The following is a 14606-nucleotide window of genomic DNA, read 5'->3' as shown; positions in this document are numbered from 1 at the left end:
CAAGGCGATGCGACGGATCACGCTGTGGCTGGTGTCCACGATCGCCGGTTTGGTGCTGCTGTTCAGCTACCGCACCAGCACCATGGGCGCCGACACGGCGACCGGCTCCACCGTCACCACCGACGGCAACCTCTCCGGCGGCAGCAACGCCGAGGACGCGGGTGGATCCGGCGGCATTGGCGGATCGGGCGGTGCCAAAACCTACAAGGGCTCGGTGGCGGGCACCCGGTGGGGCGACGTGCAGGTCGCCATCACGGTCGCCAACGGGAAGATCACGGATGTGTCGGTTCCCGTCTACCCGACCGCCAACGGCCGGGACAGACAGATCAACGCCTATGCCCTGCCCATCCTCAAGCAGGAGACCCTCGCTGCGCAGAGCGCCGACATCGACACGGTTTCGGGCGCCACGGTCACCAGCGACGGCTACGTGGAGTCGTTGCAGGCCGCCCTCGACGCGGCCCACCTGTCATGACCGTCGGGGCTCGCTAGGCGACGGGCAGGCCTTCGGATCGGAAGGCCAGGCCGTCCTCGGTGACCACCGCCGACTCGTAGCCTTCTAGCCGGGCCAGCCAGTCGATTCCCTTGACGCCCATGGCAACCGCCGCTGTCGAGTAGGCATCGGCGACGCCCAGATCTGAGCCGGCGACGGTGACGGAAGCCAGTGCCCGCGCCGGTTTGCCTGTCAGCGGATCGATGACATGAAATCCACGCTCGTAATTTCCGGAGGTGGCCACGGCGAGGTCGGTTCCGGCCAGTACCCAGCAAGTCTGCATAGGCTCAAATGGATGCCTTATGCCGATCCGCCAAGGCTGGCCCGCCACTCGGCCGCAAACGCGCACATCGCCGCCGGCGTTGACGCAATGGTCAGGCGCGCCCGCGGCGGTGAGCCGGTCGGAGGCGACCTGAACCGACCAGCCCTTCACGTAGCCGGAAGGATCCAGGCGCCCGGTGGCGTAGGCGTCGAAGTATCCGTCGGTCTCGCGCCATAGCCGCGCGCATTCGTCCAGCACGTGGCGCAGGTCGGGCGAGGCGTCCGCGGAGCTCAGCTCGCCGCGCTGCAGGCGATTGACCTCGCTGTCGTCCTGGTAAGTGCTAAATCGCGCATCCACCTCGCGGAACCAGGCGAACGCGGCGTCGGCGAGCTCTGCGGCCCGAACGGAATCGATCGACCCGGACAGGTCGATGCTGATGGCGGTACCCATGATCAGCTCGACCCGGTGCAGTCCTTGCGCTTGCTCCACCACGATCGTGACATTAGTCGTGGCCCGCCGGATTCCGTAGGCCGATTGCGTAGTTCTACGGATGGCGGCGCGCTCACTGGCTTCTATGTTGACCTCGACCGCAGGCGTCGGCGACGCATTCGGTCCGTCCACATTGGAACTAGGAAAGCGAGGATCAATGCGACGGTTCAGATCTGGCGGGTACCGGTTCATGCTGGTGTGCGCCATGCTAAGCCTGGCGGGTGGGCTCGTCAGCGCGCCGGCCTCTGCCGCCACCGCGGGGCCGCCGGTGGCGCCGGCGATCGCGCAGCGGCTGGCCGAAAGGCCGGGCGGCGCGACGTTAACGCCGAAATGCGCTCAGGAACGGCGGCAGGCGATGAGCCAGGCGGCCCAGTCGGGCACCATAACCTGCGTGGATCGCCAGCCGGCGGCGGCCGCGAAGGCGGCCCACAAGAGCTCCGGCGGCGCGAGCACCAACGGGATCGTGCCCAGCACGTGCGGTGACGGATTCTGGGCATACACCCGCGCCACGGCTTGCCTGGACGGCGTCGACACCATTTATGTGTTCACCGTGCCGCAGGGCGTGCTGGTCGGCCTGATGGACGTTCAGGTCACGACGTTCGTGAACACGTTCGTGCCGGGCGGTGTGTACAGCCAGGAGGCGCAGTTCTTCGTGCTGTTCGCCGTCGGCACCGAGGGAACGTTCATCCGGGGCAGCGGGAACTGCACCGGCGGCTGCACCACGGAAAGCGTGAGCTTCCCGGCCCAGCCGCTGGCCGTGGTCAACCAGCGGGCCAGCGCGGTGGTCACCGGACGGTCACTGGTCACCCCCGGTCTGGGCGGTTTCAGCCGCGGACCGACCAGCCTGACGTTCTACTACACCAACACGCGATGGACCCCGCCTTACACCGGCAGCCTCACGTTGAGCCCTGGCGACATCCGCTGCGACTCGATCGTGACCACCCAGATCGGCTGTGTGTTCGCTCAGGTCATGCCGATCTACAACGTGTACAGCTTCAGCTATCCCAGTTACGCCCGGCACATCGCGCTGGCCATCGGCTTTGGCCTGCCCTCGGTGCTGACCCGGCTGGAAAGCGCCGAGCTGCGCGAGCTCAACGGCCGCACGGCCTGCCCCGACTTCCTGTTCAGACCGGACGGGTTCAGCTGCGACGAGTACCCGTTCCGGTCCACCACGCAGGGCGCCTTCACCAGCGGCGCCCCCTACGGCCGGACCTTCGACGGGTGTCAGATCACCGCGGTGCCGGTGCGGCAGCCCGGTGACCGCAGCGGATTCAGCATCTGCATGATCCCGAGGTCGGAGAACTCGGGCGGTGGCGGTTCGCTGAGCATCTTCTACTCCACCGACCGGGTGCTTGACGGCGAACAGTTCCGGGTCGTCGTCAACTGATCAGTCGTTGCTCCCGGGACTTCGGGTGGGTCCGTTCTCGCCTTCGGACCCACCCGAAGTGAGCGGGCACACAGTGTCAGGTTGTCTACGCTTAATTCATTTTCTTCGCTGGATCGATGAGTTCTACGGTGGGCGCACCGCACTCATCGAAACGGAGTAGACCATTGTCTGCCAACGAACGTTCCGGGCACGCGATCGTGCTCGGCGCAAGCATCGCCGGATTGCTGGCCGCACGGGTGCTCAGTGAATCCTTCGCCAAAGTCACCATCGTGGACCGCGACGAGCTGCCGGCCGCCCATCGCCACCGCAAAGGCGTGCCGCAGGGTGAACATACGCACGGGCTGCTGGCCCGTGGCCGCCAGATTCTCGAAGAACTGTTCGACGGTTTCATCCCCGACCTGGTCGCGCTCGGCGCGCTGCCGGTCGATCTGCAGCGTGACAGCGTCTGGGTCGGCGACGGCCATGCCTTCCCGCGGACGCCGTCGGGCATCCTCGGGCTGGATGTGAGCCGCCCCACCCTCGAAGGCTATGTCCGGCAACGGGTCGGACAGTTGTCCAATGTGGAGTTCCGGCAGAGCACCGAGGCGGTCGGGCTGGTCGTCGACGACGCGTCGGCCCGGGTCACCGGCGCCCGGCTGCTTCCCAAGGGCGGCACCGAAATTCAGCTCGCCGCACAGCTGGTGGTCGACGCGACCGGCCGCGGCAACCGCGGCCCGACCTGGCTGGCCGAAATCGGTTACGACAAGCCGGCCGAGGAGGCCGTCGACGCCGTCAGCGGTTACATGTCAAGGATCTACCGCCGGGTGGAAGGCGACGCCGACTATCGCATGGTGATCGCCAGCCCATCGCCGGCCAACCCCTTCGGCGGTGTGCTCATCGCCGTGGACGGCGATCGGTGGATGGTCACCCTGGTCGGTTGCGACACGCAAAACTTCCCACCCAGCGACCCCGAGGGGTTCCTGGAGTTCACCAAACGCCTTTCCCACCCGGCGATCCACGAGCTGCTCAGCAAATCCGAGCCGCTCAGCGCCCCGATGAAGATGCGCCTGCCGGTCAGTGTGCGCCGCCGCTACGAGTGGATGAAACACCTGCCCGAAGGCTTTGTCGCGGTCGGCGACGCGATGTGCGCCTTCAACCCCGCCTACGGCCAGGGCATGACGATCGCCGCGGTGGAGGCGATCGAGCTGCGCGACTGTCTCAGGCAAGGCCGGGAAGGCTTGCCGCGCCGGTACTTCGCGAAGGCGGCCAAGGCGATCGACGTACCGTGGGACATGGCCGTCGGGGGAGACCTGCGTTTCGCTCACGTGGTCGCGCCTCGGCCGGGAAAGGTGAAGTTCCTCAACAGCTATATCGCACGCCTCTACGGGGCGGCCGGCAAGCATCCGGTGGTGGCGAAGACCTTCCTCGGCGTCGCCAACCTCGTGATGCCGCCGACTGCGCTCTTCAAGCCCGGGATCGTGGCCCGGGTGCTGCTCTCCGGCGGCGGCAAGGCGGCCACCCCGGCCATCGCCGCCACCGCAAGGCCCCGCGAGCTCGAGCCTAGTTCTACATGAAGTTGCGGGTGTGCAGCGCGGACAGCTCCGCCGCCTCGTCGGGCGGAAATCCGAGTCGCGCCAGGCGCTGGCGGCGTCCGTCGTCCATGGCGCGGCTCATCGCCTGCACCGCGCGGTAACCGCGGGCGATCGCCGCCGGTGTCCACTCACCGGCGGCGAGCACGACAAGCGCGTCGAACACGTCGGCGTTGAGACCCGCGGTGTTCGCCAGCGCGTCGTGGCGGCGTTCGATCGAGCTGCGCAGGCGGCCGCGCAGGGTGGGATCGAGCGCGGCCTGATGTTCCAGATGCGCGACGCCGAAGGCGACGTGCCTGGCCTCGTCGACCCGCGCCAGCCGGGCGACCTGGCGGGTCACCGGGTCTGGCGCGTGCTCGTCGAGAAAGGCAAGCAGCGCAAGGAAACTGCCTTCGCCGAGTACCGAAAGCAGGAATGAGGCCAGGGTGAAGTCGGGCTCGGCGAGCAGGCTGGCCAGCGAAGCCCGTCCGCCCGCCGAGGAGGTGCCCATGGCGCTGCCGCGCAGCAGGGCCCGGCGGGTGAACACCTCCACGTGGCGGGCCTCATCGGCGGCCTGGACAGCGAGTAGCTGCTGCACCTCGCGGAAGTGGGGATGCACCCGGGAGAGCAGCCGCGCCGGGATGACCAGGGCGGCTTGCTCATTCTCGACCAGATAGGTCATCACCTGTACCACGGCCGCCTCGATGTCGTCAGCCAGCTCAAAAGACGCGTTCCAGGCGACGGCGGTGGCCGGATCCCATTGCGCCGCAGCCGCATGCGCGTAAAGCCGGGGTGCCAGATCGGCCCAGAGGACATCGCGGTCGGCGAGGTCGAACCAGCCCGGGGACGGCCCGCCGGCCTCGACGAGAGCGCCGCGGGCGGCCAGCCCCCAATGCGCCGGTGGATGGCGGACGATCTCCTCGGGCCGTGCCCCGCCAGCGCGTTCCGCGCCGGTGAGCCGCTGCCGCTCGGCCGGCCCTGGCTCGATCTCGAAACCGGCGACCGGATCGACGGCGAAGACGTGCCCACGTTCGCGGCACCACCCGCGCAGGTGGACGCCCAGCGCCGGATCGGATCCGGTGACGCGCAGCCGCCCGCCGCCGGGCAGCGCGCGCAATGCCCTGTCCACCAACAGGTGCGCGCCGTGGTCGAACCCGAGCCGGTCAAGGTCCAGCCGGGCGGTGGTCACGGCGCGTACTCCGCGGCTGTCACCCGCCCGCGATCGTCGTAGAACCCCGACTGGTCGACCGCGGCGTCGAGCTGGGCGTAGCCGCTGGTGCGGCCCACCTGCCAGGTGCGCAGGCCTTCCAGGTCGAGCAGCGGGCGTACCTGCGGGTCCGCATAGGACATTGCCAGCAGAAGGTCGATGAACCGGGTGGCCAGCTCCTCGGGCGCGGTGTCGACCAGGGTCATGTTGCAGTGGTCGTAGGGCGCGGTCTGGCTCAGGATGCGGGTCGCGTCCGGGGCGAGGGTGCCTTCCCGGATGAAGGCCAGATGATTCGCGTCGATCATGCAGGCGGCTTCGACCTTCCCGGCGGCCAGGGCGGCCGCGGCGGCGCGCTCCCCACCGACATGGTCGCCGTGCAGGCCGACTCCCACATCGTACCGGTGAACGGTGAGGCCGGCACCCTGGCGCAGACCGGCGGATTGCAGGTGTGCCAACGGAATGAGGGTGGCCTGTGGCGAATCCACCGCGCCGACCGCGATGGTTCGCCCGCGAAGGTCGGCCAGGGAGGACACGTCCGAGTCGGCGCGCACGACCACCACCGAGGTGAGGTCGCGGTCGGTGTCGCGCATGGCCGCCGCCCGCACGGTGCGCTCGGCGGCACCGGCCAGGCGCTGCGCGCGCAGCCAGGCCAGCGGCGAGTTCCACGCCGCCGAGATCCGTCCGGCCACGAGGTCCTCGACCTGGCGCTCATAGTTGGAGTAGAGCACGAAGTCGAAAGGCAGGCCGCTGTCGCGAAGCCAGCCGCGGAAGCCTTCCCAGATGGTGACAACCTTCGGGTCGTAGGCGACGGCGCCCATCAGCAGGGTCTGCTCGCTCACCGGACGTCACTCCCGTCGAAAAGGGGCAGGCCCAGCGTGGCCCGGCCGACGAAATCGCGCAGCGCTTGCGTGGTCGGCGCCATCACCCGTGCCGCCAAGGTGTCGCGGAAACGGCGTTCTACGCCGAGTTCCTTGCGGAACGCCGCGCCCCCGCACAAGCGCATCACCCCGTCGGCGACCTCGGACGCGGCCTCCGCGGCGACGGCCTTGACCTGAAGGACCCGAAGGACCGCGTCGGCGCGGCCGGTGCCCAACGCGGCCAGCGTGTCGGCGAGGAACGCGCGGGCCTCGTCGGCGCGCGTGCGCAGGCGCGCGTACTCGATCCGGCTGACCGGTTGCTGGGCAAGTGTTTGACCGAGGTGCTCCAGACGGGTCTTGGTCAGGTGGGTGGCGGCGTCGTTCAGCAGCGCGCTCATCAGCCCGATGGAGCACGCAGCACTGCACACCAGAAATGTCGGCAGCGCAGCGGATAGGGAGATGTCCATCCCTGCCCCGTCCGCGCCGAGCATGGCGTCGCGGGGCACCCTCACGCCTTCGGCGGTAACGGGTTTGGACGCGTTGCCGCGAAGCCCCACCCCATCGAACGGCCCGGCGACCTTCAGCCCCGGCGTATCCGACGGCACCAGCCACAGGGTCATCGGCCCGTCACCTGAAGTGGGACGGCTCGACCAGACGTAGCTGTCGGCCTCGCCGGCCGCGGTGATCCAGCTCTTGCTGGCGTCGAGCCTGACGGCGTCGCCCTCGCCGGTCGCGGTACTCATCGGCGCCCAGAAGTGGCTGCGCGAGCCGGTTTCGGAAAACGCGAGGCTGCTCAGGTGCGCGCCGCGGGCGATGGCCTCGCGGACCTCACGCGGGCCGTGCGCCTCGAGCACGGACACGGCCGAGAAGTGCATGAGCACCACCATCGCGGTCGAGCCGCAGGCCTCGGCGAGGTGTTCCACCACGTCGGCCGCGTCCGCCAGTGAGCCGCCGCCGCCACCGACCTCAGCTGCCGACAGGAGCCCCAGCACCCCGGCGTCGCCTAAAGCATTGAGCGCCGCTCGGGGAAAGGTGCCGGTGCGGTCGACGTCAGCGGCGGCCGGGATGACCGTGTCGGCGATGACCGCATCAAGCGCAGAACGGTAGTCGTTCCTCAACTCAGAATTCAATGTAGACTCCTCACCGATCGACAGCGGCCATTGGATGCCGTCGGCAGCCTACTAGAGCGGCCGCAGCGTATCCACCGCTGTCGAATCGGTGAGGCCCATCAGCGCAGCAGCGGCAGGAGCTGATCGCCCTGGCGCTTGATCTCCGGCAGATAGGGCGTGTCGGAGAGCACGAAGTGGGTGATGCCGAGCTTCTCGTACTTGCGTAGCGAGGTCGCCACCTCCTCGGCCGACCCCACGAGCCAGGTGGTGCCCGCCCCGCCGCCGCCGAACTTGCCGGGTGTGGTGTAAAGGTTGTCGTCAAGCACCTCGCCGCGGGCCGCGAGGTCGAGCAGCCGCTGCTGGCCCACTGCGGCCCGCCAGTTCAGATTGCGCGGGATATCGCCGTTGGCCTGCGCCATCTTGGCGACCTTGGCCTCGGCATCGGCCCAGGCCTGTTCGCTGGTGTCGCGCACAAGCGTGGTGATGCGCAGGCCGAACTCGAGCGGCGCGTGTTCGCGTCCCAGCTCCTCGCTGAGCTGTTTGAGGCGTTCGATCCGTTCCTGGACGCCGTCGAGGGGCTCTCCCCAGAAGAGCTGGACGTCGGCTTCGGCCGCGGCGACCCTCTCGGCGGCCTCGGAGGCGCCGCCGAAGTAGAGACGCGGGTGTTTGCGCTCGCCGCGCACGACCGTTCGCGGGACCACGGTGGAGTCGGTGACGCTGAAGTGCTCGCCGTGAAAGGTGACGCTTTCCTGAGTCCACAGCTTGCGGACGATCTGCAGGAATTCCTTGGTACGGGCGTAGCGGTGGGCCTGGTCGCCTTCGTGATCGCCGTAGGCGGCCAGATTGTCCTTACCCGACACGATGTTTATCAGCACCCGCCCCTCGCTGAGATGGTCGAGGGTCGCCGCGGCGGAGGCGAAGTTGGCCGGCCGCCAGTAGCCGGGCCGGACAGCGATCAGAGGCTGGAAGGTTGTGGTCCGGGCGGCCAGCGCGGTGGCGACCGTGAAGGTGTCCGGCCTGCCCCAGCCAGTCCCGATCAGGGCACCGCCCCACCCGTGATCTTCGAGCGCCTTTGCTTGACCGGTAAGGGTTTGCAGACTGTTGTGGTTGGCGACAGCGTCGTCGCCACGATGGCCGGGCTGGACCTGGTTCGGGATGTACCAGAGGAATTCGAGGCTCATCAGCTGATCCCTGCTGTCGTGATCGGACGGTTGGCGAAGGCCCCGGCATGCTGTTGCGTCCACTGCGCGGCGATGGCGCGCCCATCCTCCAAACGCGACTCCAGCACCGCGAGCGCAGGCGCTGGGACTCGCGCGCCCAGCTCGGCCAGAACATCGTGCAGTGCCGCCGCGGCCGCATCGGCGTGCGCCTGTGACGCGGCCACCACCACCGGCACCGCGGTCACCTCAGCGAGCTGCCGGTGCCCGAACCGATCCAGGAAGACCTTCAACAACCCGGTGTAGCTGCCTTTATAGGCGGGCGTCGCGACGATCAGCAGCTGGGCCGAGGCGACTGTCGCGAAAGGATCGGGGCCCGCTTTGTTGCCGTAGGCCGGTTCCGGCCCGAACGACACCCCGACGATGTCGGCCAGCTCCAGCACCCGCCAGCCGTTGGGCGGCAGGCCGATCCGGTCCAGCAGCGTCTCGGTCAAGGTTTCAGCCAATTGTCGGGTACGCGATCCAGCCCGCGGATTGCCCACCAGCACCACGACATCGAGGCTCATCGGGTGCCCCCGCGGCGGCGGCGCGCCGGGTCGGCCAGCGATGGTGGCTGATAGCCGGAATCGGCGGGGTTGAGGGTGGTGCCGGGCGGCACGATGGCGTCTATCCGGTCCAGCACATCGGGGGAGAGCGTCACCTTGGCCGCGCCCAGTTGCGACTCCAGGTGTGCCAAGGTGCGCGGCCCGATGATGGCCGACGTGACGGCGGGGTGCTGCAGCACGAAGGCGATCGCGAGGTGGATCAGGGACAGGCCGGCCTGTTCGGCGAGCGCGGCCAGCTCGGCGACGGCGGCGAGCTTGGCGGCGTTGGCCGGCCAGGCCGGATCGAACCGGGCCGGGAACCGGTCGGCCCGCAGCGAGATCGGGGCTTCGATCCCGGGGTGATAGCCGCCGGCGAGCCAGCCGCCGGCCAGCGGGCTCCACGGGATCACCGCCAGCCCGTAGCGCTGGGCCACCGGCAGCAGCTCGCGTTCGATCTCGCGGGCCAGGATCGAGTAGGGCGGCTGCTCGCTGACCACCCGTTCCCGCCCGCGCCGCTCCGCGATCCACTGGCCCTCCACGACGGCCGAGGGCTCGAAGGTGGAGGTGCCGAGGTAGCGGACTTTTCCTTGGCGCACCAGGTCGGTGAGCGCGCCCAGGGTCTCGTCGAAGTCGGTGTCGGGCTCGGGGCGGTGCGCCTGGTACAGGTCGATCCAGTCGGTGTTCAAGCGGCGCAAGCTGTTCTCGACGGCCCGGAAGATCCAGCGGCGGGAGTTGCCGCGATGCTGCGGGTTGTCGCCGACCTGCCCGTGGAACTTGGTGGCCAGGAAGACGTCGTCGCGCCGCCCGCCGGCCAGGGCCTTGCCGACGATCTCCTCTGATTCGCCCTGGGAGTAGACGTCGGCGGTGTCGATGGCGTTGATGCCCTCGTCGAGCGCCCGATGGATGATCCGGATGCCGTCCTCGTGATCGGGGTTGCCCCGCTGGCCGAAGTTCATTGCGCCCAGGGTCAGCGAGCTGATCTGCACGCCGGTGCGCCCGAAGGGTCGATAGTCCACCATGGATGGTCCTTCCAACTGGTTAAACGGTCACGAACTGGTTGGCGGGGCGGGTCAGGCCGTAGTGGTCGCGCAGAGTGGTCCCGGTGTATTCGGTGCGGAACAGTCCTCGGCGCTGCAGAATCGGCACAACCTGGTCAACGAACGTTTCCAGCCCGGACGGCAGTACCGGCGGCATGATGTTGAATCCGTCGGCGGCGCCGCTGCGGAACCACTCCTCGATGGCATCGGCCACCTGCTCGGGTGTTCCGGCGAAGGTGCGGTGCCCGCGCCCGCCGCCGAGCCGGCCGATGAGCTGACGGACGGTCAGCCGTTCCCGCCGGGCCAGGGTGACGATCAGCGTGTAGCGGCTCTTGGCCCCCTCGATCTCGTCTTCGCTGGGCAGGTCGGCCGGCAATTCCTCGTCCAGGGCCAGGTCTTCGGGGGCGACGCGCAGGGTGGTGGCCAGCTGCTGGCGCGCGTATTCGGGCCGGATCAGGCGATCCAGCTCGGCCTCCAGCTCGCGTGCCTGCGCCTCGCTTTCCCCGATCGCGGGCACGATCCCCGGCAGGATCTTGATCGTGTCCGGGTCGCGGCCCGCGAGCGCGGCCCGCTGCTTGAGGTCACGGTAGAACGCCTGCGCGTCGGCGAGGGTTTGCTGTGCGGTGAAGACCGCCTCGGCGTAGCGGGCTGCCAGCTCCTTTCCGTCCTCCGAGGACCCGGCCTGGACCAGCAGCGGGTAGCCCTGCGGCGAGCGCGGCACATTCAGCGGGCCGGCCACGCGGAAGTATTGCCCGCTATGGCCGGGCGGGTAGAGCAGGGCATCGTCGCCCCATCGCCCGGAATCCTTGTCGCCCAACGGGGCGGTGTCATCCCAGCTGTCCCATAGCTTCAGCGACACCTCGATGAATTCGGCCGCCCGCTCATAGCGGTCCCGGTGCGAGGGCAGCTCATCGAGGTTGAAGTTGCGGGCCGCCTCCACCCCGGCCGTGGTGACGATGTTCCAGCCGGCCCGGCCGCCGCTGATGTGGTCCAGCGAGGCGAACCGGCGGGCGAGGTTGAACGGCTCGTTGTAGGTGGTCGACGCGGTCGCGATCAGTCCAATGTGGTTGGTGGCGCCGGCGAGGGCGGTCAGCAGCACGGTCGGTTCGAGCGTGCCGGCCGGCCGCCTCCCGATGCTGTTCCACAGCACCGGGCTGTCGGCGAGAAACAGCGAGTCGAGCTTGCCGCGCTCGGCGATGCGGGCCAGGCGCTTGAAGTGCTCGACGTCGGTCTGCGCGAAGGGATCGCTTTCCGGCAGCCGCCAGGCGGCTTCGTGGTGCCCGACGCCCATCAGGAACGCGTTGAGGTGAAGCATGGTCATCCTTCCGTCTGGTAGACGCCGAGCGATTGCAGCAAGGATTCCCGGTAGGCCAGGAACTGTGGCTGTCGATGTGAGCGGGGCGCGGGCAGGTCGATGGTGAGGTCGACCCTGATCCGGCCCTCGTCGATGAGCAGCACCCGGTCGGCCAGCGTCACCGCCTCGTCGACGTCGTGGGTGACCAGCAGAACCGCGGGCCGGTGCCGTGTGCACAGCTCGCGCAGCAGGTGGTGCATGCGCAGCCGGGTCAGCGCGTCCAGCGCGCCGAAGGGCTCGTCGGCCAGCAGCAGCTCCGGCTCGGACACCAGCGCCCGCGCCAGCGCGACCCGCTGCTGCTCACCGCCGGACAGCTCGTTGGGCCAGGCCCGCTCCCGGCCGGCCAACCCGACCTCGGCCAGCGCCGCGCGGCCGCGCTGCGGCGCTTCCGGCCCGCGCAGGCCGAGGGTGACGTTGTCCAGGATCCGTTGCCACGGCAGCAGCCGCGCGTCCTGGAAGACCACCGAGGAGTTCTGCGGGACTTCGATCTGCCCGGAGCCCGCCACGTCGCGGTCCAGACCGGCCAGGGCGCGCAGCAGGGTGCTCTTTCCCGAGCCGCTGCGGCCCAGCAGCGCGACGAACTCGCCTTCGCCGATCTCCAGATCCAGTCCATTGAGGACTGTCCGGTCGCCGAATCCGCGCGACAGCGAGCGGACCCGAACCGTGCGGGTGGCGGTCAGTCCGCCAGCGTGCGTCGCCATGACAGCGCCTTCCTCTGCACGAGCCGGACAGCGCCGTCGGAGATCAGCCCGAGCAGCCCGTAGAGGACGAGCCCGACGATGATGACGTCGGTCTGGCCGTACTGGCGGGCCAGATCCATCATGTAGCCGATGCCGCTGGTCGAGTTGATCTGCTCGACCACGACGAGGGACAGCCAGGCGCCCACCACGGCGAACCGCATGCCGAGCAGGAAGCCGGGCAGCGCACCGGGCAGCACGATCCGGCGCAGGAAGGTGCCCGGCGGCAACCGCAGCGACTCGCCCAGCTCGACGTACCGGCTGTCGATGGTGCGCAACCCGTTATGGGTATGGATGTAGACGGGCACCAGCACGCCGAGGGTGATGGTGAGCACCTTCATCTCCTCGCCGATGCCGAGCCAGAGGATGAGCAATGGAATCAGTGCCACGGCCGGGATGGCCCGCTTGATCTGGATCGGGCCGTCGAGGATCGCCTCCCCCCACCGGCTCAGTCCCGAGGCGAGCGCGAGCACGGTGCCGATGACCGTGCCGAAGGCGAGGCCGAGACCGGCCCGCTGCGCCGAGACCGCAAGGTTGTCCTGCAGCCGGCCGTTGGCGATGAGGTCGCCCGCGGTCGTCACGACCGTCCAGGGCGCTGACAGGGTACGCGGATCGAGCCACCCCGCGGCCGAGCCCACCGCCCACAGCGTCAGCAGGCCGACCGGCCCGATGGCCGCCCCGAACGGGATGGCCCGACCGGGCCCGAGCCGACGCCGCGGCTTGGCGGCGGTCGGTGTCGCCACCGCCGGGCGGGGTCTGCTGAGCACAGAGGCGGTCACTTGGCACCTCCCGCGTCGAGTGCCTTGGCGGCAACGGATTCGTATCGGCGGTCGTACAGGTCCTCGGCCCGCAGCGGTTTGTTGCCGGTCTCCTTGGCCAGCAAGTCGATCGTCTCCTGATGGCGGGCGATGGCTTCGCCCCAGCTCGCCGGAATGTCGGCCACGCCGCCGTTGTCGACCAGCCACTGGCCGTCGTCGGCGGTGAGGCCCTGATCCTTGACGTAGTACCGTTCGATCCACTCCTGCGGGTTGGCCTCGCGCCACCGCCACGCCCGCGCCCACACCTGTACGTACTCGCGGATCGCGGCGGCCTTGGCCGGATCGGCCAGCACGGTGATCGGTACGTAGAGGTGACCGGGGTCGTCGCGCAGGCCGTGCGCGATGGTCTTCGCGCCGTCCTTGCCGTACTTGGTCTCGTAACGCTTGATCTGTACGCCCCCGATCGGGGCAACCTCGACCTGACGGCTGGCCAGTGCGGTCGCGTAGACGTCGCCGGTGCTCGGCAGCTCCACCAGCTTCACGTCCTCTTTGGACAGTCCGGCCTTGTGCAGCACCCGTAACACCAGGGCGCCCTGCGCCTGTCCCGGGCTGTAGGCGACCTTCTTGCCGCGCAGATCGGCGAGCGCGGCGACCGCGACCCCGGGGGCGATGCCGAGCCGGTAGATGGCGTGGTTGAGCGGATCCTGGCGGAACTTGGAAGCGACGATCCGGGTGGGGATGCCGGTCCAGTGGGAATGGATCGGCGGGATGTCGGCGACCGAGCCGACGTCCAGCGCCTTGGCGCGGAACGCCTCCAGGGTTTGCGGGCCGCCGCTGATGTTGGCCCACTCCACCTCGAAGGTGAAGTTCTTCGCCTCGCCGGAGAACTCGATGGCCTTCTGATGCTCCTTGTCTCCGATGACAAGCTTGGTACCCTTCGGCACCGAGTCGAGCAGGGGTGTGTCGGCGGCCAGTGTCACGTCCGGCGTCTCAGCGTTGGCGCACGCGGTCAGGCCCAGGGCGACCGCGCCGAGGGTGGCGGAAAGGAACGTGCGACGGGCGACTACTGGTGACGGTTTCACCTATGACTCCTTTGTGGATGGACGCAGGGCGGCGTACTGCCCCATGTGATAGAGCAAGGGCGCGCCCTCGCCGTGGCTGCCGGTAAGCGGTTCGGCCAGCACGATGGTGTGGTCACCCGCCGCGACCCGCTGCGTGACCCGGCACAGCAGCCAGGCGATCGGCTCGTGCAGCAGCGGCACCCCGAAAGGTCCGCGCTGCCAACCCGGATGCGCGGCGAAGCGGTCGATGCCACTGGTCGCGAAGGTGCGCGCCACGTGATGCTGCTGTTCACCGAGCAGGTGCACGGCAATGTGCTCAGCGCGGTGGATGGTGGGCCAGCTCGACGATGAACGGGCCAGACAGAACGACACGAGCGGCGGGTGCAGTGACACCGACGTGAACGAGGTCGCGGTGAACCCCACCGGCGGGTCGCCCGCGGCGGTGACCACCGCGACCGAGGCTGCCTGCTGGCGAAGCAGGGAACGAAACATGTCCGGCTCGATCGGCGCGAGCGGTTCGGCTATGACAGTCATGACGTTCCTCCTGAGCAAGACGCGGGAACGCGCCAC

At 69.2% G+C, this 14606-nt stretch carries 15 protein-coding genes; 3 read left to right on the top strand and 12 right to left on the bottom strand.

The window, feature by feature from the left end; translation table 11 throughout:
• The first annotated feature begins 7 nt into the window (after window positions 1-7).
• Window positions 8-472: an FMN-binding protein gene (locus Rhe02_RS28625; protein WP_203911493.1), complete on the top strand. Its 465-nt coding sequence runs from the start codon at window positions 8-10 to the stop codon at window positions 470-472.
• A gap of 13 nt (window positions 473-485) precedes the next feature.
• Here Rhe02_RS28625 and Rhe02_RS28620 read toward each other — a convergent pair whose 3' ends face one another.
• A complete protein-coding gene (locus tag Rhe02_RS28620) occupies window positions 486-1202 on the bottom strand; it encodes an FAD:protein FMN transferase (protein ID WP_203911511.1) in 717 nt (238 codons plus the stop codon).
• Between the two features lie 196 nt (window positions 1203-1398).
• Here Rhe02_RS28620 and Rhe02_RS28615 point away from each other — a divergent pair, with 196 nt between their 5' ends.
• Both Rhe02_RS28615 and Rhe02_RS28610 read left to right on the top strand, forming a co-directional pair.
• Window positions 1399-2628 (top strand): NucA/NucB deoxyribonuclease domain-containing protein, encoded by a 1230-nt coding sequence (locus Rhe02_RS28615; protein WP_203911492.1) that lies wholly within the window; start codon window positions 1399-1401, stop codon window positions 2626-2628.
• A gap of 164 nt (window positions 2629-2792) precedes the next feature.
• Complete coding sequence (locus Rhe02_RS28610) at window positions 2793-4181, top strand: NAD(P)/FAD-dependent oxidoreductase (protein WP_203911491.1); 1389 nt, start codon at window positions 2793-2795, stop codon at window positions 4179-4181.
• On the opposite strand, the gene Rhe02_RS28605 is transcribed toward Rhe02_RS28610, so the two are convergent.
• From Rhe02_RS28605 to Rhe02_RS28555, 11 genes are all read right to left on the bottom strand, one after another.
• On the bottom strand, window positions 4174-5364 hold the full coding sequence (locus tag Rhe02_RS28605) for a ferritin-like domain-containing protein (protein WP_203911490.1): 1191 nt from the start codon (window positions 5362-5364) through the stop codon (window positions 4174-4176). The two genes, Rhe02_RS28610 and Rhe02_RS28605, sit on opposite strands and share 8 nt — an antisense overlap.
• Window positions 5361-6221: a phosphate/phosphite/phosphonate ABC transporter substrate-binding protein gene (locus Rhe02_RS28600; protein WP_203911489.1), complete on the bottom strand. Its 861-nt coding sequence runs from the start codon at window positions 6219-6221 to the stop codon at window positions 5361-5363. Before Rhe02_RS28600 ends, Rhe02_RS28605 begins: the two co-directional genes overlap by 4 nt.
• Window positions 6218-7369 (bottom strand): acyl-CoA dehydrogenase family protein, encoded by a 1152-nt coding sequence (locus tag Rhe02_RS28595; protein ID WP_239124099.1) that lies wholly within the window; start codon window positions 7367-7369, stop codon window positions 6218-6220. The genes Rhe02_RS28600 and Rhe02_RS28595 overlap by 4 nt, the downstream gene beginning before the upstream one ends.
• A gap of 98 nt (window positions 7370-7467) precedes the next feature.
• A complete protein-coding gene (locus Rhe02_RS28590; RefSeq protein WP_203911488.1) occupies window positions 7468-8529 on the bottom strand; it encodes an LLM class flavin-dependent oxidoreductase in 1062 nt (353 codons plus the stop codon).
• Window positions 8529-9071: an NAD(P)H-dependent oxidoreductase gene (locus Rhe02_RS28585; protein WP_203911487.1), complete on the bottom strand. Its 543-nt coding sequence runs from the start codon at window positions 9069-9071 to the stop codon at window positions 8529-8531. The genes Rhe02_RS28590 and Rhe02_RS28585 overlap by 1 nt, the downstream gene beginning before the upstream one ends.
• Window positions 9068-10105, bottom strand: a complete 1038-nt coding sequence (locus tag Rhe02_RS28580) for an aldo/keto reductase (RefSeq protein ID WP_239124106.1) — start codon at window positions 10103-10105, stop codon at window positions 9068-9070. Before Rhe02_RS28580 ends, Rhe02_RS28585 begins: the two co-directional genes overlap by 4 nt.
• A 22-nt stretch (window positions 10106-10127) precedes the next feature.
• Window positions 10128-11441, bottom strand: coding sequence for an LLM class flavin-dependent oxidoreductase (locus Rhe02_RS28575; protein ID WP_239124098.1), 1314 nt, complete (start codon window positions 11439-11441; stop codon window positions 10128-10130).
• Between the two features lie 2 nt (window positions 11442-11443).
• Complete coding sequence (locus Rhe02_RS28570) at window positions 11444-12181, bottom strand: ABC transporter ATP-binding protein (protein ID WP_203911484.1); 738 nt, start codon at window positions 12179-12181, stop codon at window positions 11444-11446.
• On the bottom strand, window positions 12157-12996 hold the full coding sequence (locus Rhe02_RS28565; RefSeq protein ID WP_203911483.1) for an ABC transporter permease: 840 nt from the start codon (window positions 12994-12996) through the stop codon (window positions 12157-12159). The genes Rhe02_RS28570 and Rhe02_RS28565 overlap by 25 nt, the downstream gene beginning before the upstream one ends.
• Window positions 12993-14057, bottom strand: coding sequence for an ABC transporter substrate-binding protein (locus tag Rhe02_RS28560; protein WP_203911482.1), 1065 nt, complete (start codon window positions 14055-14057; stop codon window positions 12993-12995). Before Rhe02_RS28560 ends, Rhe02_RS28565 begins: the two co-directional genes overlap by 4 nt.
• On the bottom strand, window positions 14058-14570 hold the full coding sequence (locus Rhe02_RS28555; RefSeq protein WP_203911481.1) for a flavin reductase family protein: 513 nt from the start codon (window positions 14568-14570) through the stop codon (window positions 14058-14060).
• Window positions 14571-14606 lie beyond the last annotated feature (36 nt).

The organism is Rhizocola hellebori (assembly GCF_016862955.1).
Lineage (GTDB): Bacteria > Actinomycetota > Actinomycetes > Mycobacteriales > Micromonosporaceae > Rhizocola > Rhizocola hellebori.
The sequence above is the reverse complement of the archived record's forward strand: the minus strand, read 5'-3'. Positions and strand labels throughout refer to the sequence as shown.

Excerpts from the sequence above, each read along its gene's own strand:
- Rhe02_RS28570 (WP_203911484.1), bottom strand. The coding sequence starts at position 12,181 with ATGGCGACGCACGCTGGCGGACTGACCGCCACCCGCACGGTTCGGGTC.
- Rhe02_RS28555 (WP_203911481.1), bottom strand. The coding sequence starts at position 14,570 with ATGACTGTCATAGCCGAACCGCTCGCGCCGATCGAGCCGGACATGTTT.
- Rhe02_RS28585 (WP_203911487.1), bottom strand. The coding sequence starts at position 9,071 with ATGAGCCTCGATGTCGTGGTGCTGGTGGGCAATCCGCGGGCTGGATCG.
- Rhe02_RS28615 (WP_203911492.1), top strand. The coding sequence starts at position 1,399 with ATGCGACGGTTCAGATCTGGCGGGTACCGGTTCATGCTGGTGTGCGCC.
- Rhe02_RS28575 (WP_239124098.1), bottom strand. The coding sequence starts at position 11,441 with ATGCTTCACCTCAACGCGTTCCTGATGGGCGTCGGGCACCACGAAGCC.
- Rhe02_RS28590 (WP_203911488.1), bottom strand. The coding sequence starts at position 8,529 with ATGAGCCTCGAATTCCTCTGGTACATCCCGAACCAGGTCCAGCCCGGC.
- Rhe02_RS28625 (WP_203911493.1), top strand. The coding sequence starts at position 8 with ATGCGACGGATCACGCTGTGGCTGGTGTCCACGATCGCCGGTTTGGTG.
- Rhe02_RS28620 (WP_203911511.1), bottom strand. The coding sequence starts at position 1,202 with ATGGGTACCGCCATCAGCATCGACCTGTCCGGGTCGATCGATTCCGTT.